Below are 25,383 nucleotides of genomic sequence, written 5' to 3'. Positions count from 1 at the left end.
TCTCCTCTTGCGTTCTCAGGCGGAGGTGCCTGGGGTGTAGCGGAGAACGATGGTCTGCATCGATTTTGGTTGGTGTGGGTCTAAAGAAACAGGTGGAAAGAAAGGCGGCTGGCGATGATGAACTGGGAAGATCAGAGCGAAGGCAAAGACGAGGTGTTGCAGAGTTCGCTGCACTGGGAGCTTGGCAGTGGGCGTTCTCATGCGACGCAGACATTGTGGCGCTGCGATGCGCTGCGCGCGGGCCAACTGTATAACCGCACCGTGTTCGGCACGCGCGAAGAAGCAGACGCGTTTGCGGCCAAGATGCGGAATGCAGAGCCTGACCAGATGTTCAACGTGGAAGCGATCAAGGCCAATACTGTCTGGAACTAAGCCGTGGTTGAAGCTGGCGGGCTGCGATCTGATGGCTAGAGCGCAGCCCGTCGTTGTTTGAGCACAGGGGGATGTGGCATTGCCGGAAGGAAATGAGATTCATCGGTGGGCTGCTCGGCATGAGGCTGCGTTTGCGGGCAAGCCGGTGCGGATGGATGGGCCCCAGGGACGGTTTACGGACTTCGATCTGCTGGATGGACGCAAGCTTGTGCGTGTGATGGCGGTGGGCAAGCACCTGGGCTATGACTTTGGCAAAGACAGCATCCTGCACGTGCATCTTGGTCTGCAGGGAGATTTCACGGAAGGCTCGGGGGCGTTGCCGGAGGTGCGCGGGGCGCTGAGGATGCGCCTGTGGAGTGCGTCCAAGGTGAAGCTGCCGGCTGTGGCGGGTGCGAGCAAGCGGCACGGGTGGTACTCGTCGGATGATGGGACGGGGAATCTGGAGCCGGAGCAGGTCGCGTGGGTGGAGTTGCGCGGGCCGATGGATTGCTCGGTATACACGAATGCGAAGTGGCAAGAGCTTACGGAGCGTCTGGGACCTGATCCGCTGAACGGTGATGATCCAGAGCGCGGGTTTGCGAAGGTTCGCAAGAGCCGGAAGGCGATTGGTCAGTTACTGATGGAGCAGGATGTGTTTGCGGGCATCGGCAACATCTATCGCGCGGAGTTGCTGTTTCGCGAGAGGCTGGATCCGTTTACGGAAGGACGGGAAGTGCCGCCTGCGTCCTTGCAGCGGATTTGGGCAGATTCGATTCCTTTGATGACGGCCGGAATGGTGGATCGTCGCATTGTGACCACGAAGCCAGAGGACAGGCCTACGAAGGAAGCTGGATTACCTCTGAAGGAAGAGGTGCATTATGTCTATCGCCGACATGGCAAGCCTTGCTTCGTTTGCGGAGCAACCGTTTTGAAAAAAGATGTAGCTGGGAGAACGCTCTATTGGTGTCCGAGTTGCCAGGCCGGTGAGCGTGCCTGAGGGGCCGTCAGGCGAAGGTGTTTGCAGGGGACTGCGTGATACCTTTACGGCATTACCGTGCAGAAAAGAAGGGTACCGCAGGAGATGTTTCTCGGATGACAAGCAGTGTGGGTGAGCTGCGGGAGCGCAGTACAGGTTCGCGTTACGTATCGCTGGACGGTTTGCGTGGAGTCGCGGCGTTTACTGTGATGTTTCACCACTTCTTTTTCATGTATGACCTGCCGAGGCCGTGGTATTTGACGCCATTGCTGGCTGGTGAGCAGGCGGTGCTGCTGTTCTTTGTCCTGAGTGGATTTGTGCTCAGCCTGCCGTTCTGGAACAAGGGAACGCTCGGGTCGTATAAGAGCTATCTTGCCCGGCGATTCTTCCGTATTTATGTTCCGCTCTTCTTTGCACGAATCGTTGCTCTGATCGGCGATTACTTCTGGGGACGCGGACATCTTCCGCTCGGTGGCTGGTATTACATGACGTGGCAGGACAAGGTCACGCCACGGTTTGCTTTCGTGCAACTACTCTTTGGAACCAGCGCTCATCTGAATACGGCGTTCTGGTCGTTGCGTTATGAGCTTGTCATCTCAATCCTGTTTCCTGCGTTGTTATTCCTGCTGTATCGCCTGAAGCTGGCCGGTTCGTTGGTGCTCATGGTGGCTTTGTATGCGGTCGGTGCAGGGCTCCATCTCTTTGTGCATGGAGATTTTTTTCTCTACCAGGAGACGATGCGCTTCGGATCGATGTTTGTCCTTGGAGCACTGTTGGCGCGGCAGCGGGAGCAGCTGAAGAACGCACTGAACCGCTCCGGAATGGCTGCTAAGAGTAGTCTTCTGGTGGTTGCACTTCTGTTGTTCTGGGGGACGTTCGATCATTACTTGAAGCCGCCGACCCTGGCGTTTGTCCAGGAGCCCCTGTTGGTGCTGGGCTCGGCTGGGCTTATTGTTCTTTGCCTCAGCATGTCGCAGTTTCGTAAGTTTTTTGAGATGCGCGTGCCAGAGTATCTTGGGCGGATCTCGTATAGCCTTTACCTTTTACATGGCACGGTGCTTTTTGCCTTGACGAATCTGCTGTATGGGAAGTTGAACCTGTTAGAAATCTTTGTCCCTTATGTACTTCTTTCCTTTGGTATGGCTCATGTTTTTTGCCGAGTGATCGAAGAGCCTGCACTGCGGCTCGGCAAGCGGGTGGGGGCGAGGCTCACCTAGCGCGACTGTGCAGCGTGGGTGCGCTGTGCAGGAAGTCCCTCGAATTCATAGTCGTAGCCTGGACGTAATGCATCCTTGATGCGGCTATGGTCGGTTAAAAATAAACTGGTGCAAAGGGTAGAGCACAATGACTCAGATTCCGGAACAGTTGCGTGAACGCACGGCCGGCGCTCGATTTCTGGAACTGGATGGCTTAAGGGGCATCGCTGCTTTCACCGTTATCTTGCATCACTTCTGCTGTATGTACGATCTGAAGGAAAAGCCCTATCTGCTTCCCCTTGTTGCAGGCCATTCGGCGGTACTGTTGTTCTTTGTATTGAGTGGGTTTGTGCTCAGTTTGCCGTTCTGGAATAAGGGCACTTTCGGTCGATATGATGCTTATTTGGTTCGACGTATTTTCCGAATCTATGTACCGTATGTCGCGGCTGTTGGGCTAGCGGCCGTAGGCATGCTCCTGGTGGGAGAGAAGCATTTGCCATTGGCCCCCTGGTACTACGAGACATGGCAGCACCCTTTAAGCTTCTCGATGATCCGTCATCATCTGATGATGTCGGTCAGCTTCGAGATGAATACAGCATTCTGGTCTCTTCATTACGAAATGTTGATGTCGATTCTCTTTCCAGCATTGTTGCTGGTGGTACGGCTAATCCCTTTTGGCGTGTGCGAATCCCTGATCCTGATTCTTTACGGCATCTCTGTCACACTGCTGAAGCATGGCATCGCCGATCCGCTGGGTTTGGGGGGAGATGTAAAGTTTGCGATGGTCTTTTTGTTCGGCGCCTTGCTGGCCAGGCACCGGGCTGCGATACATCGGCTTTGGAACCGTGCAGGCAAGCTTGCCACCGGTGTTTTTGCTGTAGTGTCATGCATGGCGTACTGGGGATATGTGAGGAGTGTGACCTATCGGGGGCATTTTCCAGATGCGCCGGAAATTATTTTAGTGTTGGGGGCTGGTGGCGTGCTCCTCAGTTCGCTTTACTCACGTCGCTTGTCTGCATTCATGAAGAACCGGGTTGCGGAGTACCTTGGGAGAGTCTCTTATAGTTTGTACCTGGTTCATGGCACGGTATTGTTCTTCCTGGTCGATGTGCTCTATTGGAAGATCTCCTGGGAATGGATGCTGGTGTTATTCGTAATTGTTTCCCTTGTATTGGCACATCTATTTTGTGTCTTGATTGAAGAGCCGGCGCTTCGAGTTGGAAAGAGACTCTCAGCAAAGCTGGCGAAGTGAGTGGTGAGGCATGGCAGCAAATCAGCAGAAGGATTATTACGGCACTCTCGGCATCAAGAAGACGGCGACTGCGGAAGAGATTCGCAAGGCGTTTCGTAAGCTTGCGCGCAAGTATCACCCGGATGTAAACCCGGGCGATAAGAAGGCTGAAGAGAAGTTCAAAGAGCTTTCGGAAGCGAACGATGTGCTGAGCGATGAGAAGAAGCGGAAGGTCTATGACCAGCTTGGCTTCTACTCCGACAACATCGACCCGGCAGCGGCCGAAGCATACGCGCGTGGTGGGGGACAGGCGGGCGGCGGTGGTGCTCGTGGGTCGCAGGGCGGCGTGCCGTTTGATTTTGGCGGCTTCGACTTTTCGGGTTTTGGTGGCGATGCTGCCGGAGGGCGTTCGAGCGAGGGGTTTGGTTCGAGCTTCCGCGATGTCTTCAGCGGGATGTTCAATGGCGGTAATGCGCGGGCTGCTCGTGGACCGCAGCCGGGAACCGATCTTGAGTACCAGGTGGAGATTGACTTCTGGACCTCGATTCGCGGAGGCGTGACGCGGCTGGAGATTCAACGGCAGGAGCAGTGCCCAACCTGCAAAGGTCGCGCGGTGACTGGCGGCAGCATGGAGTGTCCGGAGTGCCATGGCTCGGGCCAGGTAACGCAGATGGGGGGGCGGATGAAGTTCAACATCCAGTGCCCGCGTTGCGGCGGTGCGGGCAAGGTGCAGCACGCATGCTCAACGTGCTCGGGTGCTGGTGTGGTGACACGCCGTGAACCGCTGGAGTTCCGCGTGAAGGCGGGAACGCGTGATGGGCAGAGAATTCGCCTGGCGGGCAAGGGCAATGCCGGGACGGAAGGGGCGCCAGCGGGTGACCTGTATCTGATTATTCGGGTGGGGGCCCACAAGCTCTTCCATCGCTCGGGCGATGATCTTCACCTTACGGTTCCGGTGACCGTGACGGAAGCGGCTCTGGGAGCGAAGATCGAAGTGCCGACGATTGATGGCGAGGGATCTGCGCCGGGGCAGTCGATGCTGAAGATTCCACAGGGCACGCAGACGGGGCAGAAGCTTCGTATGCGCGAGAAGGGCGTGCCAAGCGCAACGCGCGAAGGTGTGCGCGGCGATCAGATCGTGGAGATCAGGATCGTGGTGCCGAAGGTGCAGGATGAACGCTCGAAGGAGATTCTGCGCGAGTTGGAGAAGCTGAATCCGGCGAACCCGCGTGAGGAGTTGTTGAGCGGGGCATGAGCACGATACGTTCCGAATTATTAGCGCCAGACGCCCGAATGCGAGAGAAAGGAGTGCTTATGAAGCTGGAAAAGGATAGTGATGAGATGCTGCCGGAGTACGATTTCGCTGGCGGTGTTCGCGGGAAGTATACCGCCGCTTATCATGCGCAGGATGCTGTTGTGATCGATGCAGGTCTTCTAGAGTACTTTCCAAACTCGGAGTCGATGAACGCTGCACTAAGGCGGTTGCTGCGCAAGGAGCCTTTCGCAAAGGCTAGTTAAATTCATTCCCAAGAACATGAAAGCGGCTCTTTAAAGGGCCCCTTTTTATTTCTTGAGCTCTGCGGCGATGGCGGCCTCGACGAGCGGTTCCATTTTGGCGACGCCGTCGTGGTTGGGGTGGAGTCCATCGATGGTGAGCGCGGTTTGGATGCGGTCGTGGCCGTCAGTAACGGCATCGTAGTAGTCGACGAAGGGAATGTGCTTTGCTGCGGCGTACTGCTTGAGCCAGGCGTTGAGTGCGAGGATCTTTGCGGGGTCGCGGCGGTCGGTCTGGGGCTTGATGGCGTCGGAGACCGGAGTGAGCGAGCAAAGGATGACGCGTTCGCCGTGGAGCTGCATGAGCTCGACGAGGGACTGGATGTTGCCTTCGATGAAGGCGGCGACGTCCGGGAGTTTGTAGCTGGCGAGGTCGTTGGTGCCACCGAGAAGGACGACGACTTTGGGCTGCAGCGCTAGGACGTCGTCGCGGTAGCGGAGAAGCATTTGGCCGGTGGTTTGGCCGCCGATGCCGCGGTTGATGTAATTCGACTTTCGCTGGAAGAGGTCGGAGTAGTTTTTATTGCCCCAGTTATGGGTGATGGAGTCGCCGAAGAAGAGTACGCGTGGCGGAGCACCGGGTTTGGGGGCCGCGAGGGCGGCGTTGGCGTCGGCGTAAAAGCCGAGGCCTGCGTAGTCGCTCAGGCGCAGTGAAGGATCGGCCTTTTGCGCTTCGCGCATCTTGACGTACTGCGACTCGTGAACTTCCGGGGCTTTGGTCTGGGCTGTTGCCGACAGGGTCGAGGCGATGAGAAGAAGAGTGGCAAGACGCATCGTGGTTCCTTTCGTGGAGCCAGATAACGCTAACATAGGCCGATCAAATTTGATGGGTCCCACGAACAGAACGCTTCGACGCCGAGGCGCTCAGGTCAAGGAGAAGACGCGAAAGGGGTGTGGCGAGTAGCTATTCAGGGGCAGGCGGGAGGATGTGCTGGTTGGTGAGTGCGTTCATCCACTGCAAAGTTTCTGGGAAAACTCCGGCGAAGCGTGCGCCGAGCCATGCCTGTGGTGTGACGGTGACTTCGGCACGGCCGTGGACGACGGCAGAGTAGATCTTGTTGGCTGCGTGCCTGGTGGTGGTGGCGATGCCCGGAGTTTTTGCGGCGAGGTTGAACCACTTTTGCTCGGCGGCAATGTCACCGACAAATTTGGCATGGGCTTCACCGCCGGTACGCATAAGGCCAGGGCAGATGGTGGTGACGCGGATGCCTTTGGCGCGAAGCTCTGCATGGAGGCCGGTGGAGAAGCCGACGAGCGCGAACTTTGCGGCAGAGTAAGGCAGCATGTGTGGCACAGAGAACTTGCCGCCGATGGAGGCGATGTTGACGACGGCGGCACGACGTTTGCCTTGCAGGGGCTGCTGGCGGCGCATGTACGGAAGGGCGTACCAGGTCGTATACAGCGCGGCGAAGAAGTTGATGCGCATGGCGCTTTCAAAGGCTTCGAGCGTCATGGACTCGACAGGGCCGACTTCGATGATGCCAGCGTTGTTCACGAGAACGTCGATACGGCCGAAGCGGGCGATGGTTTCGTCGATGAGGCGTTGACAGCCTTCCTGCTCGGAGAGGTCGACGTCGACGAGATAGAAGCTTTCGGGCTGGAGATGCGGGTGCTGGGCAAGCAGTGTTGCTTGCGCCTGTTCGAGCTCTTCGCGTTTGCGCGAGGCCAGCACAAGGCGGACAGGGCGACGGGCAAAGCGGGAGGCTAGGGCGAGTCCAAGGCCGCGGGAGCCCCCAGTGATGACGACGACAGCGTTGTCCGCAATGGGCTGCGCACGCAGCTTGTTGACGGCGAAGCAGGCTGCGCCGATGGTCGCGAGTGTGGCTCCGGCTGTGCATCCGGCTGCGACGGAAAAGCCGAGGGTGACGGTTTTGAGGAATCCGCTCATGTACGGATAGGATGCACGGTTGTGCCGGACGGGTTATTCTTTGGGCGATGGCAACACGTCGTAAAACCAAGGGCGCGTACATGATCTCGTCTGTGAGCGAGATGTACAGCATTCATCCGCAGACACTGCGACTGTACGAACGCGAAGGCCTGTTACGGCCCTCTCGGTCGGACGGCAACACACGGCTTTATACGGATGAAGATCTGGAACGGCTGGAGTTCATTCTGAATCTGGCGCGTGATCTGGGCGTAAACATGGCGGGAATCGCCGTGGTGCTGCAGATGCGCGAGCGCATGGAAGAGATGAACCGGCAGATGCAGGGGTTCGTGGACTATGTAAGCACCGAGATGCTGGCGAGAATGCAGCAGGGCATGACGCCTACACAGGCAGGGTTGGTGCCTGTGCGGCGTACGGTGGTTGCGGCTGGGACGAAGAAGAAAAGCTAATCGCCCGGGATTACGGTTGTTTAGATTTTCGAGATAGAAAGAAGCGGCTGCTCCTGGGGAGCGGCCGCTGTCGTTTGCTGGATTCGCTTACTGGCTGTCGCGCTTGCTGGTTGTCGGCTTTGGCAGGCCGGAGGGCGCGAAGCTGGGGTTGAGGTAGGGCTTCAATTCCTGCCAGGTGAAGGTGATGTCCGGCATTCCGGCGACGTAGGCTGCGACCTGATACTGGGCGAAGGTGACGGTGAAGCCTTTGGACGAGAGCGTCCATTCGTACGAATTGGAGAGGCCGTTGCCAATGCCTTTGGTCAGTTCGTCGCCGTTCCAGAGCATTTCGCTCATGTCGGGGATGGCGCGGAGTTTTTGCCGGGCGGCGGGAATGAGTTTGGTGCTCCAGCCAGAGGCGTTGTTGAAGACGTCGGTGACCTGAAGGGGGCGTCCTGCGGCGACGTTCCAATGGAAGGTGCTGTCGAAGGTGTTGGGATGGGCTGCGCCGTAGGTCATGCTGAACTGCTCAAAGTCGATGCTGAGGAGTTTGTCGTTGACGGCGCGGAGGGTCCAGGAGACGTCGACGGAGCTGTGCGGATCGGTGGAGGCGAGGAAGGTTGCTGCTTGCTTCGGGTCGTTCTTGCTGCTCTCCAACAGGTAGGCGAGGACGGAGTGGTTGAAGGCCGTCTGCTGGCTGGTCGCGCGGTCGATCTGTGGCCAGCGAAAGATGCCGGTGCCGACGCCGGGGTCCATGTCTGAATCGTCGTTAGGAACGAGCTTGGTGGGACGCGCGATGTAGGTGGCGCGGGTGAAGAGGACCTGTCCAGAGGGCAGGGTGGTGCTGTCGAAGTCCGGCTTGCGACTGTTGTACTCGCCAAGCAGGCACTCGGAGATGTTCGCGCGGTCAGCTTTCAGGTTTGGGGCGCAGGCTTTGTCTAGGTATGCGAGCCAGATGCGCTGGTCTTTCAGGAGGTCTGCGGCGCTTTCGGGGGAGAGCTTTTCGTGCAGCGCTTTGTACTTTGCGGCGAGTTCGTCGTCGGCTTTGGAGAGCGCAGGCGAGGCACAGATGGTTTTCTCTCGCGGGGTGCTGGCAAGCTTGCAGTTGAAGCTGGCGGCGAAAGCTGTCGTCGAGACGAGGAGCGGAAGGGCAAATCGGAAGGCGCGCATAGTCGGGTCTGAGTGCAGTGTAGTGCACGCAAAGATTACACTGGAAGCACGTCTTTCTTGCTGCGGTTGAGGCAAGGGAAGAGCGCCTTTTTCGATGCACATTTTTCTACGAGTTCTGTTCTGGGTGGCGATGCTGGGCACCGTCACTTCTTCGATTTACTGTGGCATGGTCATAGTGGCGGCGACGCGTTTTGGGCTGCGTCGGCGACGCGACCGGCGCGCTCCGGCGGACTTTCTGCCGTCTGTGAGCGTGCTGAAGCCGGTGCATGGCACCGAGCCGGGCATGGAGAGAAACTTCGAGTCGTTCTTTGAGCAGCAGTACCCGGGAGAGTGGGAGCTGTTGTTCTGTGCACGGCAGGAGACGGACGAAGGCCTGATGCTGGCACGCGAGGTCGGTAAGCGCTACCCACAGGTGAGTGCCAAGTTTGTGACCTGCGGCGAGCCGATGCCGAAGTTTCATAACGCCAAGGTGTACTCGCTGGCGAAGCTGGATTCGGTGGCGCGGTTTGATCAGTATGTGACCGCTGATGCCGATGTTCGCGTGACACCCGATTACGTTTTGCGACTGGTGCAGAACCTGCGCGATCCGAAGCTGGCGTTGGCGAGCTGTGTGTACCTGGGGACGGCGCATGAAGGCGCTGCCATATCGTCGCGACTGGACGCGGTAGGCAAGAGCGTCGAGATGACTAGCGGCGTGCTGGTTGCGGACATGATCGAAGGCACAAAGTTTGCTCTGGGCGCGACGATGGTGACGCGTCGTAAGAGCTTTCAGGATGTTGGCGGCTTCGATGAACTGGGACAGTTTTATGCTGATGACTTTGTGATCGGCAATCGTCTGGCCGAGCAGGGCAAGGGCGTGAAGATGGCCACGCATGTGATCCGGCTGATGGTGCAGGATTCGCCGTTCTGGCTGAGCTTCCGCAACCAGTTGCGCTGGATGCAAAGCACGCGGCGGTCGCGTCCGTGGGGACACCTGGGGTCTGGGCTGACGTTTGCCGCGCCGTTTGCGGTGCTGGGGCTGGCTTGGGGCTTGTTGAGCGGGCACGCCGGGCTGGGGCTTCTGTGGCTGGCGGGGCTGGTCGTCAATCGCTGGTTGCAGGCGGGTGTGATTCTGAACGCGATGGGGGATTCGGGCTGGCTGGCGAATACGCTGATCTATCCCATGCGCGATGCGCTGGGCAGCATGCTTTGGATGGCGAGCTATGGCGGGGAGAATTTCTACTACCGAGGCAAGATCTATAAGTTGAAGGAAGGCGGCAGAGTGGAGTCGCCGGAGTAAGAGCCAAAGGGTACATACAAAGAAGCGCTCGCTGTGTCAGCGAGCGCTTCTTTATTGCTATCTCAAAGCCAATTCTTGAGACTCTAGCGGTTGGTAAGGATGGTCTTGCCGCCGGAGGTGGCGAGGATGTGGACCGGGCCGAATCGGGAGAGGTCGGGGATCCGCTGGTCGGGGTGATAGGTGAGGAGGAAGAGGCGCTCAGGGCCGGACCAGCGGTGGCGGAGGGCGTCGTCGTCGAGGAAAATGTGTGGGGCGTCGGGCCAGAAGGAGCCGAACCACGGGCCGTTGACGCGTCCGTTCACGAGCAGGACGGGTTGGTCGCAGTAGAAGAGCAGCGTGGAGCCGGAGGTGAGTTCGCCGTCGAGGATGATCTGGTCTCCGGGCTGTTTGACGGCGTTGATGGCGAGGGCGAGGTCCTTGGAGCCGAGGATGGGGTTGAAGCGGACGAGGCCGCCGTGCGCGGCGACGAGAACCGCTGTCATGCCGGCGACGACGGTGAGGTTGGCGGCGAAGAGGCGGCCTTTGCGGCGGATGATGTAGGCAATCGGGCCGAGGACCAGCATGCCAATCGCAACAAGCGCCAGCGGGCCGCGGAAGAAGCCCATGGCCGCGCCGGTGAGGTCGTAGAGGTGGCCAAGCGAGAGGTTGTAGTCAGCGGGGTTGCTGGTGAGGGCGTCGCTGAGGGTGAGTCCGGCGCGAGGATGTGGCGCAGTGATGGCGAAGAAGCCGCAGATGGCGGCGAGGATCGTACCGAAGGGAGCAAGGAACCAGCCGGAAGCGAGGAGGGTTTGTCGGCGGGCGCGTTCGGGCGAAAGCGAAGTGGCGGCAGCTGCTGAGGTAAGTGCGGCGTCGTGGCTGGTGGGCTGACGTTCGGCTGCGGCGAGAACTCCGCCGACGAGGATCGCGAGCGCCGGGATGGCGGGGAGGTGGTAGTACTCCTGCCTGGCTGAGATGGTGAAGAAGCCGAGGATGATGCCGGCCCAGAGAAGAAGTGCGGGCGCGGCCTCGGCGGAGTGATCCGGTGCGCTGAAGCCGGGGCTTCCGGCGAGAGGGTCGGAGTCGAAGCGGAGGTTCAGGCCGCCGCGCATGCGCGTGCGGAGCGACGCAACGGCGTCACGCAGAGCTGCGGGGAGGAACGCCGCCCACGGAAGCAGCCAGAGGACGAGCAGCAGCCAGAAAAGCGGCACGGGGACGTTGCCGTAGTCGTGCGGGATGCGTTTGGAGAGGAAGCGGGCGATGTGCTCGTTGTAGAGGTAGAACCACGCCCAGCCTGCGCGGGCAGGGAGGCCTACGCCTGCGGGCATGGCGATCGCAGGGTTACGCAGCGCGGCGAGGATATGCCACGGCAGGGCGATGACGAGGAACGTCAGCAACGACGGCAGGAGCTTGAGACGACCGAGCAGGCGGAGGTTCCCGGTGAACACGAGGTAGAAGACCGCGAAGCCGATGGGGAAGACGATGCCGATGAGGCCCTTGGTGAGCAGCGAGAGAGCGAGCGTACTGCTGAAGCCGAGCATGGGCCAGAGCGCGGAGGAGCGGCTGCGAGCGCGTTCCAGGGCGAGCAGGAAGGTGTGGACGGAGAGCGTCATGAAGAGCGTGACGAGCATGTCCGGAATGAAGAAGCGGGTGTAGAGGTACGGCCCGATGGAGGTGGCGAGGGCGAGCGCGGCGTAGAGTCCGGCGCGGTCGGGCGCGTGCGCCGGTGAGAGCGTGCGGAAGAAGCGATTGCCGAGCGCGTAGGCGGCGAAGAGCAGAGCGAGAAAGCCGAGAGTGAGCGGAAGGCGTGCGGCCCAGTCATGGATACCGAAGACCCGCATGGAGCCTGCTGCGAGCCAGTACATGAGGGGCGGCTTGTCGAAGAAGCGGATGCCGTCGATGGTGGGCGTGACGTAGTCATGCCGCGAGAGCATCTCGCGCGCGATGCGGATGTAGACGGAGTCAACGTCATCGAGGAGGCCGGGCGTGAACATGCCACCAAGCTGGAGGATGGCCCAGACGAGAGTGATGAGGGCGAGCGAGCGTTTGCGGATTGAAAAGAGACGTGTCACGGGTGTGTTTCTAGGATAGCGGTTGGGGCCCTGGTTCGTGTCTGAGCGGGCGAAAGCACTTGCTGCACGCCTTCAGGGATTAGGGCAGTGGGCGGTCGGTGAGCAGGAGTTTGTCGGACTCTTCGGCGACGGGGATGGCTTGCGGGAGCAGCCGGGCGACTTCGGCGCGGTGGTCCTGGGGGACGAAGAGGATCTTTCGAGGGCCCTGGCCCCATTGGGCGCGGAGGTCGGCGGAGGTAAGGAAGATCGGCGGAGCGTCGGGGAAGGTGCTGCCGAAGAGCATGGACGTCGAGCGGCCGTCGACGAGCAGAACGCGGTGGTGGAGATAGAAGGGGATGGAGGAGCCGTAGGCCTGATCGCCGAAGAGGAGCGTTTCGGTGGCGGGGTCCTGCTGCTCGATGGTGTGGATGCGGACGGCGAAGTCCCTGGAGGAGAGCATGGGGCCGAAGCGGACCAGGGCGATGTGCGCGGCGACGAGGAAGACAGCTGCGGTGACGCCGACGGTGGTAAGCGCGGGAACGAGGCGGCGTTGGCGCATCCAGAGCAGCAGCGCGAGGAGCGGTCCGAGGGCGAAGGTGATCGCGGCGAGTGTGGCCGGGAGCCGGAGTGCGGCGAAGGAGGAGCCGGTGAGGTCAAAGAAGTGCGACATGGAGAGCGTGTAGTTGCCTACCGCCCTGTGCGCGAGCGCGCTGCCGATGTCGGGGTTGTAAGGGAGCTTGCGGGAAGACCATAGACCCGCAGCGAGGGTTCCGGCGATTGCAAAGCCCAGGACGGCGAAGGTGCTGAGGCTGGCTGTGACAAAGCGCGGCGCGGGCTGCCGGGTAAGGCTGGCGAAGAGCAGCATCAGCAGCGGAAGGTAGACCGGGAGCGTGTAGTACTCCTGGTTGGTCGAGATGGAGAAGAAGATGAGGACGAAGGCCGAGAAGAGGGTGAGCAGCCGCGTGGTATTGCGGGTGAAGCTTGTGTCGGTGGGCTGATCGAGTCGGCGCAGAGCAGAGGGCAGCAGAAGGCTCCAGGGAAAGAGCCAGACGAGGTGCAGCAGCCAGTAGGCGGCGGCGGGCAGCTTGTTGTAGTCGCGCGGCAGGCGTTTGCCGAGAAAGCGCAGCAGGTGCTCGTTGATGAAGTAGAACCAGAAGAAGCCGTGGCCGTTGGCTCCGCCGGTGTTGCGCAGGCCTGCGAGGATGTGCCAGGGCGCAGCGATGACGAGGAAGAGCAGCGTGCCCGTGGCGAGGCGCAGGCGTTTGAGGCTGGCCAGTTGGCGGGTGTAGAGCGCAAAGATCAGCAGCGGCCCGGCAAGGAAAACGATAGCCACGAGTCCCTTGGTGAGGACAGCGAGTGCCATCGCAACCCAGAAGGCGTAGGCGTGCTTTGGCGAGTCTTCTTCGAGAGCGCGAAGGGCGCAGTAAAGCGCGGCGCAGAGCAGGAGCGCGAGAAGAGCGTCGGGGATGAATACGCGGGTAAAGAGAAAGACCCCCGCTGAGGTGAGCGTCGCGAGCGCGGTGAGGAAGGCTGTGTCTTCGCTGAAGGCCTTGCGCGCCCAGTGCCAGCCAAGCAGGGCGAGGCCCAGGACGGTGAGGGCGAGTTGCAGATGCGCCGCGAAGGCGTTCTCGCCGAAGAGCTTCATGCTGATGGCGGTGAGCCAATAGGGCAGCGGCGCTTTTTCGAGGTAGCGGATGCCGTTGACGTGAAGCGTGGTCCAGTCGCCGGAGTGGAGCATGTACTGCGCGGCCTGGGCGTGGGTCGCGTCGGCGTCGTCGAGCAGTGGCGGCGCCCATGTGGAAGCCACAAATACGATTGCCCAGACGAGAAAGAGCAAAACAAGCCGTGCTTTTCGTGTAGCGAGACGCTGCATATACCTTCTATAGACTTTACGCGTTGTCGTTGAGTTGCGAGAAACACCGTGACCGCGTGTATCTTGCTTATGTCGAGGCTTCGGCAAGAGGATGGGCTCAGGTGCCAACGTTTGCAGCGATTGATATCGGATCGAACTCGTGCCGTCTGGCGATTGCCGAGGTGGTTGGACACAGGCTGAAGACACTGCATGAAGACCGCGAAATTACCCGGTTGGGCGAGAGCGTCTTTGAAGCGGGTGTGATCTCGCCGGAAGCGATGGCCGTGACCGTGAAGGCGCTGAAGCGCTTTCATAAAGCGGTGCAGATGCATGCGGTGGACCGGGTTCGCGTGGTGGCGACGAGCGCGACGCGCGATGCTCGTAACGCAGATGCCTTCAAGGCCTGGGTGAAGTCAGCGACAGGATGGACGCTGGAGGTGATCTCCGGGCTCGAAGAGGGCCGGTTGATTCATCTCGGGGTGATGACGCATGAGGCGGGCGCACGCGGACGCTGCCTGCTGGTCGACCTTGGAGGCGGAAGCTGCGAGATTACGGTGAGCGAAGCGGGACGCATCAAGGAGATGGTGAGCCTGCCGCTGGGCGCAGTGCGTTTGCAGCAGGAGTTCCTGCGCGAAGAGAAGCCGTCGAAGGAAGATGTCGGCAGGCTGAGAAAGTTTATTGACCGCGAACTGACGCGCGGACAGCGCAAGCTGGGCAAGCCACGGATTGATCTTGTTCTGGCGACTTCGGGCACGGCGGCTGCGTTGGCAGAAGCGAGCAACTTCTACGCGGCGCAGGGCAGCGTGCCAAAGAAGGTGGTGAAGGGCAAGCGGATGTTGAGCACGACGAACGCTGCTCTGGGCAAGCTAATGCAGGCAGATACGGGGAGCGTGCGTCGGCTTGCGGATCGTTTGCTGAAGCTGACGAACGCGGAACGCGCTGCAATGCCGGGCATTGGAGCCCGTCGCGCGGACATCATTGCGGGCGGAGCGCAGGTCTATGCGTCGCTGCTGGAGCGGATGGAGCTGCCGGGCTTCCGGTACTCGCCGCTTGGGCTGCGTGACGGCATCCTGGCCGCGATGCTGGCAGATATCGATGTCAAGACGTCAGCGCACAGGACGATTGAGGCCGAGCGCTGGGAAGGCGTAATGGCGGTCTGCGAGCGTTATCGTGTGGACCTGAAGCGTGCTGAACCGGAGCGGCTCCATGCGCTGCAGATCTTCGATGGTCTGGCGCGGGTGCATGAACTGCCGCAGGATTATCGTCTGTGGCTGCAGGCTGCGGCGATGATGCAGGACGTGGGTAAGTTCCTGAATCACCAGGGGCATCACCGGCACACGCATTACATCATTGCGAACTCGGAGATCTTTGGCGTGTCGCCGGAGCAGCGGGCGATTGTGGCGGCGATTGCACGCTACCTGGGCAAGAGCAGGCCGGATGCGATGGATCGTCCGATGCGGGCGGTTCCGGTGGAAGAGCACGGCCACGTAGTGCGGGCGGTGGTGCTGCTGCGACTGGCGCAGGCACTGAACCAGGACCGCGCACTGTCCGCGGTGAAGATGCAGGTGAAGGTGTTTCCGAAGCGTGTGGTGCTGGAACTGGTGCCGGCGCGTGGGGGAGCCGAGCTGGAAGCGTGGTCGCTGAAGAAGGAAGCTGCTTACTTCCGCGAGATCTTCCGTAGAGAGCTCTTCGTCGAAGTGGTGTAAAGGCCGCGCACGACGCGAGGGTCGAGGAGCCACTGCAGGGTAGCTGGGCCGCGCTGGTAGTTGAGGCGCGCGAGCGAGCCCTTGCGGAGGCGTACGCGGGCGTTCTCCGGGTTCTCGTTGAGGGCTGCGGTGGGTGAGATCAGCGATCCAAGGAACTCGGTCAGGTTGGGGTTATGGCCGACAACGAGGACGTTCTCGTGGCCATCGCACTCGCGCAGCATGTGCTGAAACTGTGTGTAGGTCGCGGCGGGAGAGAGCGCGTTGGAGATGAGCACGTTCTGCTCGTAGCCGGTTTCGGTGGCGACAAGCTGTGCCGTCTGCAGGGAACGCTTGAGCGGGCTGGAGACGACGAGATCAAAGGTCACGTTCATCGTGTTCAGCACGTAGGCTAGGTAGAGCGCGTGTTTCTTGCCGTCTTTGTCGAGTGGACGCTTGACGTCGAGCAGCGGGTTCGGGCGGCGGGTTCCTGCAGAGGCGTGGCGAAGTACGAATAGATTCATGCGAGCGTTCCGATGGTTTGCAGCGTACACGTTCTGTATGAACGGCTGATGTCACGGAGCGGGAGTGCTCCTGTAGACCATTTTATGGGCGACGCCAGAGTTCGGTGAAGAGCAGGCCGTTGACTCGTTCGGTGTGGGCGATGCGCTGGAAGCCTGCCTGCGAAAGTGCCTGATACGAGTCGGGCAGTTGCGTGACTCGTAGCCCGGTCAACATGCGGAACGAGAGATAGAGCAAGCGAATGTAGAGTCGCGAGGCCGGGCGCAGCCAGCGGGAGCGCATGGGCGCGAAGTCTGACACCAGCCAGAGGGTGCCGGGTGCGGTGCGGGCGAAGCATTGCTCTGCAAAACGATCGACGGCAGTTTGGGGCAGGCAGTCGAGGACGAAATGGGTGACGAGCAGGTCGCTGTCGGGAGCCGGAAGGGCTTCAGGCAGGGTAGCTAGTTCCGTGGTGCGTCTTGCCGCGGCGAAGAGGCTGCGCTGCTGCAGAAGTTTGAGCATACAGGGGCTGGCGTCGATGGCGTGGGCGTGCGCGGCGGGGTTTTGCTGCAGGAAGCGTGCGAGAAAGCGCCCGTCTCCATCACCGAAGATGGTTGCCTGGCGAATGTGGGTGAGTTTGGGGAGCCAGTGGTTGCGGGTTTGTGTGAGCAGCGGGCCGAGGGCGAGGTATTCTGCCCAGCGGTAGAGCCGCGCCACGCGATCAAAGCCCGGCATTGTGCAGGAAGGGGAGGAAAAGCAGCGGCGAAAGCAGCGCGGCGTCAGCCAGCGCACGCACGACCAGCGGACGAAGGGTGTGGCGCGTGCGGTCGAGCAACAGCAGGAAGCCGACAGCGAGCCCGCACGCTACGGGGATGATGCGCAGGTCTTCGCGGTAGAAGACGCCCAGCACGACCGAAACTCCGAGCGCCACCATGGAGAGCATGTCGAGGTGGGCGGTGGCCCAGCGTGTCGTCCAGTGAGCGCGGAGGCGATTGTGCGGGTGTTCCCAGGCGTAAAGGAAGAGGCAGTTGAGTGTGCAGACGACTGCAAGCAGGAGCGCGGGCGGCAGCAGCGTGAGGCGCAAGTCAGGAAAGCGAGCGACGGTGGGGATAAAGATAGCTGCCGGAAAGAACAGGCCGACGGCGAGTTCTTTCGGCAGACGGTGCGCACCGTGCCGGGCATGGATGACGATGAACCATGCGGCCAGCAGACTGGCGAGAAGAATGTAGAGACGTAGCGCGGCGGCGTCGATGCGATGCAGCAGCAGAGCGATAACGGGAGCGGCCCAGGCGACAAGCGCAAGGAAGCGGCCGCGATGGCGCTGGTGGAAGCGATGCCGCTCTTCGAGGTCGGTGGTGTCGAGCAGGCGGTCGACGACGTAGAGCGCCCAGACCGCGACGAAGAGTGCGACGGGCGTCTGCCACGGGAGATGGATGTGCGCAGCGTGGGCGACGAGCAGCGTCCAGACGGCGGCAACGGTCGGGGCGTCGAGCGAGAGCAGATGCCAGAGAACAATGGGGCTATAGCGAGGCGCACGCGGCGGAACAAGGTGGAGCGTGGGGCGTTTGTTCGTGGCGATGGCGCTGTGCTGCATAGGTTTAGCTTACGCCTCCGACCTTTCGGTGTGGAACTTGGGCAGCTCGCTGAGAGTGGCGTCCCCTGTCGGGGGCTTGCGTCCGGCAGGGGGCAAGGTCGGGTGTTCCCCGTGGACGGTGGCCGGGGAGGTACGTGTGGCGTGGGCTCCAGTAGCCCAGAAGGCTGGGTCGATCTCGGCGAAGAGATTGTCGCGGGCTTCGATGGCGGTGAGAAGGTGCGTGTCTGCTTCGCCGAGGCTGCTTTGCAGCGCCGTGGCGTAGAGACGACGGAGGTCGTTGAAGCTGTCGGCGTGGCCGCGGAAGCGAGCTGAGGCGTAGTCCTGTGCGGCGCCGGTGGTGATGAGGAACTGCCAGTCGGAGCTTTCGAGCAGGAGAAGTTCGCGGCACATCTGGCGCAGAATGCGAGCGGCAAGTTCGTTGGTGTGCCAGGCGGTATCGGTGGCGAGTTCACGAAGTTGCAACTCGGCAGGATAAAGCTCGGTGTAGGTCCAGGAGGTCTGGTTGTTGAGCCAGACTTCGTTGTTGCCGTGCGCTCCCCAAGAACCTTCTGCCAGAGCGAGGAAGCCGGCACGCGGATAGCTGTCGAGGTACTCGGAGCCGGTGGAGAGCGCGAGGCCGCTGTTCTGGCCGCTGGTTGGGGCATGGACGGCGCGGGCGACTGCTTCCAGCCAGGCTGGGCCTTCGAACCACCAATGGCCGAAGAGTTCGGCATCGAAAGGCGCAGAGAGGATCGGCGGCTTGGTCGTCGAGGCTGTGGGGCTGAGAGCGGACCAGACGAGCTCGACGAAGTGGCGGGCGTGCTCCTGAACGCGTTCGGCGGCGTGCTGCGGGACGTAGATCTGCTTGTCGCCGATGTCGACGTTGCCGCCGGTGACGCGCCAGTAACGATGACCACCGGGCCAGCGTTTCTTATGGAAGTCGAGATAGTTTTCGTCGCCGGGATAGCCGGTGTCGCCAGACCAGACCTGTGCACCGGTGCGCGGGTCGCGCGGGAAGATCGTTGCGGCTGCTTCGGCGTTCCCAGCGGAGGTGTACGGGCCGTCGACAAAGTAGGGCTGATAGAGGCGACGAGCGTCGGTTCCTTCGGGCAGGCGGACGTGCGCGGCAGAAGCCGAACGGAAGTACGGCGAGTCGATGTCGGCTGCGCCTTCAACCAGGTGCGTATCGACGAAGAAGTAGTCGAGGTTGGCCTCGGAGACGGCTTCTTCGATGCCTATGCGCTCGGCGGCAGGGGGCAGCGGCGAGCCATCGGCGGCCGGAACAGGGAGCTCCCAGCGACCTGCCGGGCGGTAGCCACACTCCGGCAGCCAGATGCCTCGGGGACGTTCGCCGAGGAGACGTTCGTGCGTCTGTACGGCGACGCGGATCTGCGCACGGACGCTTTCATCGGTGCCGAGCAGCGGCATGTAGCCGTGCGTTGCGCCGGAGGTCATGATTTCGATTTGACCGCGCTGGTGGAAGCCACGGAAGGCCGAGAGGAAGTCGCCGCCGAGGGCGCGGAAGTCTTCAAGGGCTTCCGAGAAGAAGTGTTGCCAGTAACGAGCGAGTTCGGCGTACTGCTGTTGCTGCATGGTGAGGAAGTAGGATTCGTCCTCACGCGCGGCACTGATCTTGCGCTCCAGATAACGGGGGAACTCGGCTTTGAACGCTGGGTGATTCAGCTGTTCCAGCAGGACAGGGGTGAGGTTCAGATTGCAGCGAAGCGGGATGCCCTCCTGCTCGAGCCGCGTGAAGACGCGCAGCAGGGGAAGGTAGGTTTCGGCGGCGGCTTCGAGAAGCCACTCCATGCCGTGGGGCCATGTGCCGTGGTTGACCACGAACGGTAGATGCGCGTGGAGGGTCAAGCTAAGAAACGCTGATGGGCGTACGGCCGAAGTGCTCAAGGGCACACTACATCCTTCTCGGGGGGCAGGGGTGCGTGAGAGGGGTAACCGCCGTAGATGCGCGGCAAGCTGCTACTGAATTAGACGACTACAAGCGATTACAGACGCAAAAAAGCGTCGGCAGGTTTGCCGACGCTTTTTGCTGGCTGTCGATTATCGGGTCTGGAGGCCGGGAGCCGGAGCCTCATCGTCTTCGGCCGGGCGCTCGGTGGTCTGCACGGTGATGGAGTTAGCCGTGCGGAAACGGATGAGGCTCTCTGAAGAGATCTGCACCTGCTCACCGCGCGTCATGCCCTGGTAGGCTGTGCCTGCTCCGCCGCCAGCGAGTGCTCCGATGCCAGCGCCCTTGCCGCCGCCAAAGAGGCCGCCGAGCAGAGCGCCCGCAGCTGCGCCGCCGCCGATCTTGAGTGCCGTGTTCTTGCCGCGGCCCTTGCCTTCTACGGCGTAGCTCTCGGTGGTGATGGGGATAAGCTGGCCGTGACGGCGAACTGCGGTGAGCTGGATGGCGAGAAGCGAGTTGCCTTTAAAGTGGCCCGCATCCTTGGCTTCGACAACACGGCCGGAGACGGCAGAACCTGCCGGGATGACGACGTAACCGTTCGACGAAACCGAGCGTGTGACGGTGCCGTTGAAGGGCGTGCCGGTTTCGGTTTTGCCGCTATCGAGCGTTTCCGTGATGCGCACTGGGATGCTGGAGCCTGCAGGCAGGGTGATGTTGTGTACGACGGGCTTCGGCGGCGGTGGCGGCTCGTTGGCTGCTGGCGGCGGAAGCGTCTTCTGTGTGGCGATAACCTGCTGCTCGGCCTTGGTGGCAGGGCGTGGGTTCTCCGGTGCGGCAGGCGAGGTGACCGTCGGCGTGACCGCGATGCCCGCTACGGTGATGTTGTTGACGACTTCCTTGACGCCCTGGACGCGGGCCGCATCTTGCGCGGCGACGGTGCTGGCTGTGTCGTCGGTGACGTTGCCTGCGAGGGTGACGACGCCGTTGACGACGGTGGGCTGGATCGATTGCTTGGCGATGGCGGGGTCGCCTGCCAGTGCTTTTTGAACTTCGGTGGAGAGAGTGGCGTCGTCGACTGTCTTTTTGCAGCCGACGCTTACAAGCATTGCAGCGGAGAGAACCATTGCGGTCGTTGTCCGTTGCAGGGAGAGTTTTGCAAACATAATCGTGCCTCCGAGTTGCCTCGCGGTTAGGATGCAACTGTGAGTGAAGAAGCCGCAAGTAGTTTTATGCAAAACTTACGAAGACGGTATGCACACAACCCGGAGCTCGTTGAGGGCATCCACTTTCATAGAACGCCGCGAAGTCTGCTTAGATGTGCAGGACGTGGTGAAATAACGCATCTGGAGGATGTAATGGCAGACAACGATAACGGCGTAGGTAGCTTTGGATGGTTCCTGGCCGGTCTCGGGCTCGGTGCGCTGGTGGGCGTTCTGTACGCTCCGAAGAGTGGCAAGGAAACGCGGGAAGAGCTTGTAGCTGGCGCGATGGACGCACGTGAGCGCGCCAACGAACTGTACAGCCAGGGCGTCACGCAGGGTAAGCAGTACGTCGAGCAGGGCAAGCAGGTTGCGTCTGAGTACGTGGACAAGGGCAAGCAGGTTGCGTCCGAGTATGCCGATAAGGGCAAGGAGTACTACGACAAGGGCCGCACCCAGTGGACGCAGTACGTCGACAAGGGCAAGCAGGTTGTGCAGAACCAACAGCAGGCTGTAGCCGCTGCAGTGGATGCAGGCAAGGAAGCTTACGTCGAAAAGACCAACGAAGTGCTTCCTTCGTAAGCTGTGTTGTTCGGATTGCAGAGGGCCGGTTCGATCTACGAGCCGGCCCTCTTGCTTGCGGGGAAGTGAGTGCGCCCGTAGAGTGGAACTGATTTTCTTTTTGAGGTGGTCGTGATGGTGTTATTGAGTTCGATCGCGGTGGTGATGTTTCAGGATGGCGGAATCGATCAGCATAAGATTTCGATCTGGTCTGCGGTGATTGGTATTGCACTGGTGGCGCAGGCTGTAGGTGTGTGCATTGCCGCTGCATTCGCTGCCAAGATGTTTATGAAGGTCGATAAGCTGACCGGGGCGTTTGAGCAAAAGACCGCGCCGCTGATTGAGAAGGCCACCGCCTTAGTGGATGAGCTGGGGCCGAAGATTCGTACGGCTGCGACGAACTTCGAGCAGACCAGCTACACGGTGCGTGTGAAGGTCGATGAGTTGGCTTCGACGGTTGATCAGCTCAACCGTACGGTTCAGGACGTCAACGAACGTTCGCGTGTGCAGATCTCCCGCGTGGACGGCATTGTTTCCGATGCGTTGGCAACGACGTATGAGGTTTCGCGCACGGTGCAGGAGAGCATCAAGGGGCCGGTGCGTCAGGTTGCTGGCGTGATTGCTGGTTTGCGTGCCGGGCTGGATACGTTGATTGCGCGTTCGCCGTTTGGGACGAAGGAACCGGGACCGTACGATCTCTAATGTCGGACAGAAGTGAAAAGCGGCGAGCCTCGGCTCGCCGCTTTTGTTTGGGCGTAAGGGGAAAGAGCTAGAAAATCCAGCCGCCACCGGCGACTTCATCGCCCTGGTAGAAGACGGCAGACTGGCCGGGAGTGATGGCTCGCTGTGGTTCGTCAAAGGTGGCCTCGATGGTGTCGGGGCCGGTGACACGGAGCGTTGCTGGAGCAGGCTCGTGGCGGTGACGAATCTTGATGTCGACGCGAATGGGCTCGCCGGGTTCGGCGATGGAAACCCAGTTGAGCCGGTTGGCGTGGAGCGTGCGTGAGTAGAGCTGCTCGTCTTCGCCGACCTCGACCTGGTGTGAGCCCGGGTGAATCTTCAGGACGTAGAGCGGGTTCGGCGCGCTGATGCCGAGGCCCTTGCGCTGGCCGACCGTGAAGGCGTGGATGCCTTCGTGCTGACCGAGAACGTCACCGTTGGACGCGACAAGTTCACCCGCGGAGTCAGGAAGCTCGCGGCCCTGCTCGTCGAGATAGGCGCGGAGGAACTGCGAGTACGAGCCGCCGGGGATGAAGCAGATCTCCTGCGAGTCGGGCTTCTGAGCGAGTTCGAGACCTTGATCGGCGGCCATGGCACGGACGGCTGGCTTCTGCATCTCGCCGAGCGGAAAGAGGGTGCGGGCGAGTTGCTCCTGCGTGAGGCCGAAGAGGAAGTAGGTCTGGTCCTTGCTCTTGTCGGCCGGACGCGACATGACCCAGCGGTTGCGCTCGTCGTCGAAGCGATTGCGTGCGTAGTGGCCGGTGGCGATCTTGTCCGCGCCGATGCCGCGTGCGGTGACGAGGAGCTGGTCGAACTTCAGATGGTTGTTGCAAAGGGTGCAGGGGATGGGCGTGCGGCCTGCGAGGTACTCGTCGACGAAGGGACGAACGACCTCATCCTCGAAGCGCTCCTGCGCGTTGACGAGGTAATAGGGGATGCTGAGCTGCTCGGCGACGCGACGAGCGTCGTAGACGTCGTCGATGGAGCAGCAGCGGCCCTGCACGCTTTCGGGCATGCCTTCGCGACCAGCGAGGCGGCGTTGGTTCCAGAGCTGCAGCGTAAGGCCGACGATGCGGTAGCCCTGCGCGGCGAGCATAGCGGCGACGGCAGAGGAGTCCACGCCACCGGACATGGCGACGGCGATGGTCTCGGCAGCGGTGTCGGTGACGAGGGGCTGCTCAGCGGGCGAATTGGAGGTATGCGTATTCACCACCATTCATGATAGTTCTTTCCGATGTCAGGCGTTTGCCTGTTCTCTGAGGCGGCAACCTGTCTTACACTTATAAGCTCAGGCGATCTAAGATTCAGACAACCATGGCGAGCAGTTCAGACAGCACGATGGGTGGGCGTTGGGCACTGCCGTTTCTCGGCCTGGCCTGCGCTGTCGGCGTGGGCTCGATTTACTACAATCAGCCGTTGTTGATGGTGATGGGCGCGAGCCTGCACACCAGCGCCCACGCGATGGGGTTTGTCGCAACGGCCACGCAGGTAGGCTACGCGATCGGCCTGCTGTGCCTGGTTCCGCTGGGAGATATCGCCGAGCGCCGCGGCTTGATGATGAAGCTGTACGCCGGAGTTTCGGTGGCGCTGCTGCTGGCGGGGCTGGCTCCGAACCTGTGGAGCATGGTCGCGGCGAGCATCCTGATCGGGCTTTTTGCCGCTGTGACGCATATTGCGCTGCCGATAGCTCCTGATCTTGTGCCGGTGGAGAAGCGTGGGCAGGCGATTGGCACAGTGATGACCGGGCTGCTGCTGGGCGTGTTGCTGGCCAGGACGTTTGCCGGGTGGTTGAACGCGTGGCATGGCTGGCGGACGGTGTACTTCGCGGCTGCGGTGATGAACCTGGCGTTTGTGCCGACGCTGGCAAAGCTGATGCCGAGGCTGGAGCCCAAGCAGAGCCTAAGCTATGCGGCGACGCTGCGGTCGCTCGGAACGATCTTCCGCAAAGAGCCGTTGCTGCGCGAAGCTGGCATGATGGGTGCGCTGAGCTTTGCGTCGTTCAGCTGCTTCTGGACAACGATGGCGTTCATGCTCGCAAGCCATTACCACATGGGGCCGGGTGTTGCGGGGTCGTTTGGCATCGTGGGCGCGGCTGGAGCCATGGTGGCTCCTGTGGCAGGGCGGTTGTCCGACAAGCGCGGTACGCGGTACGTCGTAACCGTCGCGGGCGCGGTGTTTACGTTTGCGCTGGTGATCCTGTGGCTTGGCGACAAGATTCACGCTGCGACGGCGGTGCACCTGGTGGTTCTGGTGGTCGGCGTTCTGGTGCTGGATATGGGCCAGCAGATGCTGCAGGTGGCGAACCAGACGCGCATCTTCGGGCTTGGATCGGAAGAGCGTTCGCGTTTGAACACGGTGTATATGACGATGTACTTCATCGGTGGCGCGGTGGGCTCGGCGCTGTCGACGATGGCGTGGTCGCGGTGGGAGTGGGACGGTGTCTGCGTGTTGCAACTGGCGCTGATCGGCCTTGCTGGCCTGCGCCACGTGACCGGCTACAGCCGCACACAGCCTCACGTTCAGCGGCATGTGCCGGCGTCAGAGCGTGAGTTCGCTGAAATGTAGTTTGGAAGTGGTGGACACGACAGGGATCGAACCTGTAACCCCCGACTTAGAAGGTCGGTGCTCTATCCAATTGAGCTACGTGTCCGCAGGCGAAGAGCCTGAACGCTTAGTCGATTGTAGCGGAGGTGCGAGGGACTTCGAACTCTCGCGTGCGAAGCATTGCCACGATGTCTTCAAGTGCTAACTCCCACTCTCGCATCGCCGAATCATGGTCGGCTCCCGCAGCAGAAACGTAGAGCGTGATGGCGTAGCCTTCGAGGGCGCTGGCGCGGTCGAGCATCGCAGGGCGGAGGATGAACTCGGCCTTGGCCTGCGGGTGTTCGAGACGCTGGGTGCGGCGTGTGAGGCGATCGAGGCGGTCCTGCTGCTGATGGGCTGAGCCAAAGAGCGTGCGGTCGCGCCACAGTATATCGACGTAGCCGGAGATGCCGTGCTGCGAGGCGGTCTCGTCGAGGTCGAGCTCAAAGCGGAGCGCATCGATGTCTTCGCTGTCCAGCGGCCAGGCGTCGCACTTTGAGGTAATGAGCGGAGAGCGTGTGGCGTTGAGCGAGCGCAGCGCACGGCCCAGAGCAGGGTAGTGCTCGGCTTCAGAGACCTCTGCGATGTCGTACGGTTCGGCGCGGAGATCGACCCAATGCAGGCCGGAGGCGGCGTCAGACCATGGAACGACTACGGTCGGGGCATCATCTCCGCATTCGGCTGTCCACTCACAGAGCATTCGTTCAGG

Annotated in this window: 24 protein-coding genes and 1 tRNA gene; 12 read left to right on the top strand and 13 right to left on the bottom strand. The window is 61.3% G+C overall.

The window, feature by feature from the left end:
• Positions 1–114: 114 nt before the first annotated feature.
• The 6 genes from PW792_09200 (at position 115) to PW792_09175 (ending at position 5,272) form a co-directional block, all read left to right on the top strand.
• Positions 115–372 carry a hypothetical protein gene (locus tag PW792_09200; GenBank protein MDE1162105.1) on the top strand — a complete coding sequence of 86 codons (258 nt, stop codon included), beginning with the start codon at positions 115–117 and terminating at the stop codon, positions 370–372.
• Positions 373–451: 79 nt separating this feature from the next.
• The gene (locus PW792_09195; GenBank protein MDE1162104.1) at positions 452–1,348 is read left to right on the top strand and encodes an Fpg/Nei family DNA glycosylase; all 897 of its coding nucleotides are present in this window, start codon (positions 452–454) and stop codon (positions 1,346–1,348) included.
• A gap of 95 nt (positions 1,349–1,443) precedes the next feature.
• Positions 1,444–2,544, top strand: a complete 1,101-nt coding sequence (locus PW792_09190; GenBank protein ID MDE1162103.1) for an acyltransferase — start codon at positions 1,444–1,446, stop codon at positions 2,542–2,544.
• Positions 2,545–2,671: 127 nt separating this feature from the next.
• A complete protein-coding gene (locus PW792_09185) occupies positions 2,672–3,775 on the top strand; it encodes an acyltransferase (GenBank protein ID MDE1162102.1) in 1,104 nt (367 codons plus the stop codon).
• A 10-nt stretch (positions 3,776–3,785) separates the two neighbouring features.
• On the top strand, positions 3,786–5,009 hold the full coding sequence (locus tag PW792_09180; protein ID MDE1162101.1) for a J domain-containing protein: 1,224 nt from the start codon (positions 3,786–3,788) through the stop codon (positions 5,007–5,009).
• Between the two features lie 59 nt (positions 5,010–5,068).
• Entirely contained in the window at positions 5,069–5,272 is a 204-nt protein-coding gene (locus PW792_09175; protein MDE1162100.1) for a hypothetical protein, read from the top strand.
• Between the two features lie 45 nt (positions 5,273–5,317).
• Here the strand turns inward: PW792_09175 and PW792_09170 are convergent, their stop codons facing one another.
• Both PW792_09170 and PW792_09165 read right to left on the bottom strand, forming a co-directional pair.
• Positions 5,318–6,082 (bottom strand): GDSL-type esterase/lipase family protein, encoded by a 765-nt coding sequence (locus tag PW792_09170; GenBank protein ID MDE1162099.1) that lies wholly within the window; start codon positions 6,080–6,082, stop codon positions 5,318–5,320.
• Positions 6,083–6,212: 130 nt separating this feature from the next.
• The gene (locus tag PW792_09165; protein ID MDE1162098.1) at positions 6,213–7,196 is read right to left on the bottom strand and encodes an SDR family NAD(P)-dependent oxidoreductase; all 984 of its coding nucleotides are present in this window, start codon (positions 7,194–7,196) and stop codon (positions 6,213–6,215) included.
• A 47-nt stretch (positions 7,197–7,243) separates the two neighbouring features.
• On the opposite strand from PW792_09165, the gene PW792_09160 reads away from it, so the two are divergent.
• A complete protein-coding gene (locus PW792_09160; GenBank protein ID MDE1162097.1) occupies positions 7,244–7,642 on the top strand; it encodes a helix-turn-helix transcriptional regulator in 399 nt (132 codons plus the stop codon).
• Positions 7,643–7,729: 87 nt separating this feature from the next.
• On the opposite strand, the gene PW792_09155 is transcribed toward PW792_09160, so the two are convergent.
• Positions 7,730–8,791 carry a lysozyme inhibitor LprI family protein gene (locus PW792_09155; GenBank protein MDE1162096.1) on the bottom strand — a complete coding sequence of 354 codons (1,062 nt, stop codon included), beginning with the start codon at positions 8,789–8,791 and terminating at the stop codon, positions 7,730–7,732.
• A gap of 94 nt (positions 8,792–8,885) precedes the next feature.
• Here PW792_09155 and PW792_09150 point away from each other — a divergent pair, with 94 nt between their 5' ends.
• A complete protein-coding gene (locus PW792_09150; protein ID MDE1162095.1) occupies positions 8,886–10,070 on the top strand; it encodes a glycosyltransferase in 1,185 nt (394 codons plus the stop codon).
• A gap of 83 nt (positions 10,071–10,153) precedes the next feature.
• Here PW792_09150 and PW792_09145 read toward each other — a convergent pair whose 3' ends face one another.
• Together PW792_09145 and PW792_09140 are read right to left on the bottom strand one after the other, a co-directional pair.
• The gene (locus tag PW792_09145) at positions 10,154–12,118 is read right to left on the bottom strand and encodes a glycosyltransferase family 39 protein (protein MDE1162094.1); all 1,965 of its coding nucleotides are present in this window, start codon (positions 12,116–12,118) and stop codon (positions 10,154–10,156) included.
• 79 nt (positions 12,119–12,197) lie between these two features.
• Positions 12,198–13,904, bottom strand: a complete 1,707-nt coding sequence (locus PW792_09140; GenBank protein ID MDE1162093.1) for a glycosyltransferase family 39 protein — start codon at positions 13,902–13,904, stop codon at positions 12,198–12,200.
• A gap of 167 nt (positions 13,905–14,071) precedes the next feature.
• Between PW792_09140 and PW792_09135 the strand changes: the two genes are divergently transcribed.
• The gene (locus tag PW792_09135) at positions 14,072–15,655 is read left to right on the top strand and encodes a Ppx/GppA phosphatase family protein (protein ID MDE1162092.1); all 1,584 of its coding nucleotides are present in this window, start codon (positions 14,072–14,074) and stop codon (positions 15,653–15,655) included.
• On the opposite strand, the gene PW792_09130 is transcribed toward PW792_09135, so the two are convergent.
• The 5 genes from PW792_09130 to PW792_09110 form a co-directional block, all read right to left on the bottom strand.
• Positions 15,607–16,155 (bottom strand): histidine phosphatase family protein, encoded by a 549-nt coding sequence (locus PW792_09130; protein MDE1162091.1) that lies wholly within the window; start codon positions 16,153–16,155, stop codon positions 15,607–15,609. The two genes, PW792_09135 and PW792_09130, sit on opposite strands and share 49 nt — an antisense overlap.
• 82 nt (positions 16,156–16,237) lie before the next feature.
• Positions 16,238–16,867, bottom strand: coding sequence for a class I SAM-dependent methyltransferase (locus tag PW792_09125; protein MDE1162090.1), 630 nt, complete (start codon positions 16,865–16,867; stop codon positions 16,238–16,240).
• On the bottom strand, positions 16,854–17,726 hold the full coding sequence (locus PW792_09120; GenBank protein ID MDE1162089.1) for a hypothetical protein: 873 nt from the start codon (positions 17,724–17,726) through the stop codon (positions 16,854–16,856). Before PW792_09120 ends, PW792_09125 begins: the two co-directional genes overlap by 14 nt.
• A gap of 9 nt (positions 17,727–17,735) precedes the next feature.
• Positions 17,736–19,610: a DUF1957 domain-containing protein gene (locus PW792_09115; protein MDE1162088.1), complete on the bottom strand. Its 1,875-nt coding sequence runs from the start codon at positions 19,608–19,610 to the stop codon at positions 17,736–17,738.
• 153 nt (positions 19,611–19,763) lie between these two features.
• On the bottom strand, positions 19,764–20,774 hold the full coding sequence (locus PW792_09110; GenBank protein MDE1162087.1) for a BON domain-containing protein: 1,011 nt from the start codon (positions 20,772–20,774) through the stop codon (positions 19,764–19,766).
• Between the two features lie 192 nt (positions 20,775–20,966).
• On the opposite strand from PW792_09110, the gene PW792_09105 reads away from it, so the two are divergent.
• Both PW792_09105 and PW792_09100 read left to right on the top strand, forming a co-directional pair.
• Positions 20,967–21,392: a YtxH domain-containing protein gene (locus PW792_09105; GenBank protein ID MDE1162086.1), complete on the top strand. Its 426-nt coding sequence runs from the start codon at positions 20,967–20,969 to the stop codon at positions 21,390–21,392.
• 114 nt (positions 21,393–21,506) lie between these two features.
• Entirely contained in the window at positions 21,507–22,073 is a 567-nt protein-coding gene (locus PW792_09100) for a hypothetical protein (GenBank protein MDE1162085.1), read from the top strand.
• Between the two features lie 67 nt (positions 22,074–22,140).
• Here PW792_09100 and mnmA read toward each other — a convergent pair whose 3' ends face one another.
• The gene (gene mnmA / locus PW792_09095; protein MDE1162084.1) at positions 22,141–23,307 is read right to left on the bottom strand and encodes a tRNA 2-thiouridine(34) synthase MnmA; all 1,167 of its coding nucleotides are present in this window, start codon (positions 23,305–23,307) and stop codon (positions 22,141–22,143) included.
• A gap of 98 nt (positions 23,308–23,405) precedes the next feature.
• Here mnmA and PW792_09090 point away from each other — a divergent pair, with 98 nt between their 5' ends.
• Complete coding sequence (locus PW792_09090; protein MDE1162083.1) at positions 23,406–24,656, top strand: MFS transporter; 1,251 nt, start codon at positions 23,406–23,408, stop codon at positions 24,654–24,656.
• Between the two features lie 8 nt (positions 24,657–24,664).
• Here PW792_09090 and PW792_09085 read toward each other — a convergent pair.
• Both PW792_09085 and PW792_09080 read right to left on the bottom strand, forming a co-directional pair.
• Positions 24,665–24,741 (bottom strand) — tRNA-Arg (locus PW792_09085).
• 21 nt (positions 24,742–24,762) lie between these two features.
• Positions 24,763–25,374 carry a hypothetical protein gene (locus tag PW792_09080; GenBank protein ID MDE1162082.1) on the bottom strand — a complete coding sequence of 204 codons (612 nt, stop codon included), beginning with the start codon at positions 25,372–25,374 and terminating at the stop codon, positions 24,763–24,765.
• Positions 25,375–25,383: the final 9 nt, after the last annotated feature.

Source organism: Acidobacteriaceae bacterium, from assembly GCA_028283655.1.
Lineage (GTDB): Bacteria > Acidobacteriota > Terriglobia > Terriglobales > Acidobacteriaceae > Granulicella.
This window is presented reverse-complemented; position numbering and strand designations above follow the sequence as displayed.

What these genes read in the sequence shown, in the direction of transcription:
- PW792_09170 (MDE1162099.1), bottom strand. Translation starts at nt 6,082, where the DNA reads ATGCGTCTTGCCACTCTTCTTCTCATCGCCTCGACCCTGTCGGCAACA.
- PW792_09180 (MDE1162101.1), top strand. Translation starts at nt 3,786, where the DNA reads ATGGCAGCAAATCAGCAGAAGGATTATTACGGCACTCTCGGCATCAAG.
- PW792_09165 (MDE1162098.1), bottom strand. Translation starts at nt 7,196, where the DNA reads ATGAGCGGATTCCTCAAAACCGTCACCCTCGGCTTTTCCGTCGCAGCC.
- PW792_09080 (MDE1162082.1), bottom strand. Translation starts at nt 25,374, where the DNA reads ATGCTCTGTGAGTGGACAGCCGAATGCGGAGATGATGCCCCGACCGTA.
- PW792_09105 (MDE1162086.1), top strand. Translation starts at nt 20,967, where the DNA reads ATGGCAGACAACGATAACGGCGTAGGTAGCTTTGGATGGTTCCTGGCC.
- PW792_09150 (MDE1162095.1), top strand. Translation starts at nt 8,886, where the DNA reads ATGCACATTTTTCTACGAGTTCTGTTCTGGGTGGCGATGCTGGGCACC.
- PW792_09185 (MDE1162102.1), top strand. Translation starts at nt 2,672, where the DNA reads ATGACTCAGATTCCGGAACAGTTGCGTGAACGCACGGCCGGCGCTCGA.
- PW792_09190 (MDE1162103.1), top strand. Translation starts at nt 1,444, where the DNA reads ATGACAAGCAGTGTGGGTGAGCTGCGGGAGCGCAGTACAGGTTCGCGT.
- PW792_09090 (MDE1162083.1), top strand. Translation starts at nt 23,406, where the DNA reads ATGGCGAGCAGTTCAGACAGCACGATGGGTGGGCGTTGGGCACTGCCG.
- PW792_09175 (MDE1162100.1), top strand. Translation starts at nt 5,069, where the DNA reads ATGAAGCTGGAAAAGGATAGTGATGAGATGCTGCCGGAGTACGATTTC.
- PW792_09110 (MDE1162087.1), bottom strand. Translation starts at nt 20,774, where the DNA reads ATGTTTGCAAAACTCTCCCTGCAACGGACAACGACCGCAATGGTTCTC.
- PW792_09160 (MDE1162097.1), top strand. Translation starts at nt 7,244, where the DNA reads ATGGCAACACGTCGTAAAACCAAGGGCGCGTACATGATCTCGTCTGTG.
- PW792_09120 (MDE1162089.1), bottom strand. Translation starts at nt 17,726, where the DNA reads ATGCAGCACAGCGCCATCGCCACGAACAAACGCCCCACGCTCCACCTT.
- PW792_09100 (MDE1162085.1), top strand. Translation starts at nt 21,507, where the DNA reads ATGGTGTTATTGAGTTCGATCGCGGTGGTGATGTTTCAGGATGGCGGA.
- PW792_09200 (MDE1162105.1), top strand. Translation starts at nt 115, where the DNA reads ATGATGAACTGGGAAGATCAGAGCGAAGGCAAAGACGAGGTGTTGCAG.
- PW792_09155 (MDE1162096.1), bottom strand. Translation starts at nt 8,791, where the DNA reads ATGCGCGCCTTCCGATTTGCCCTTCCGCTCCTCGTCTCGACGACAGCT.
- mnmA (MDE1162084.1), bottom strand. Translation starts at nt 23,307, where the DNA reads ATGGTGGTGAATACGCATACCTCCAATTCGCCCGCTGAGCAGCCCCTC.
- PW792_09130 (MDE1162091.1), bottom strand. Translation starts at nt 16,155, where the DNA reads ATGAATCTATTCGTACTTCGCCACGCCTCTGCAGGAACCCGCCGCCCG.
- PW792_09125 (MDE1162090.1), bottom strand. Translation starts at nt 16,867, where the DNA reads ATGCCGGGCTTTGATCGCGTGGCGCGGCTCTACCGCTGGGCAGAATAC.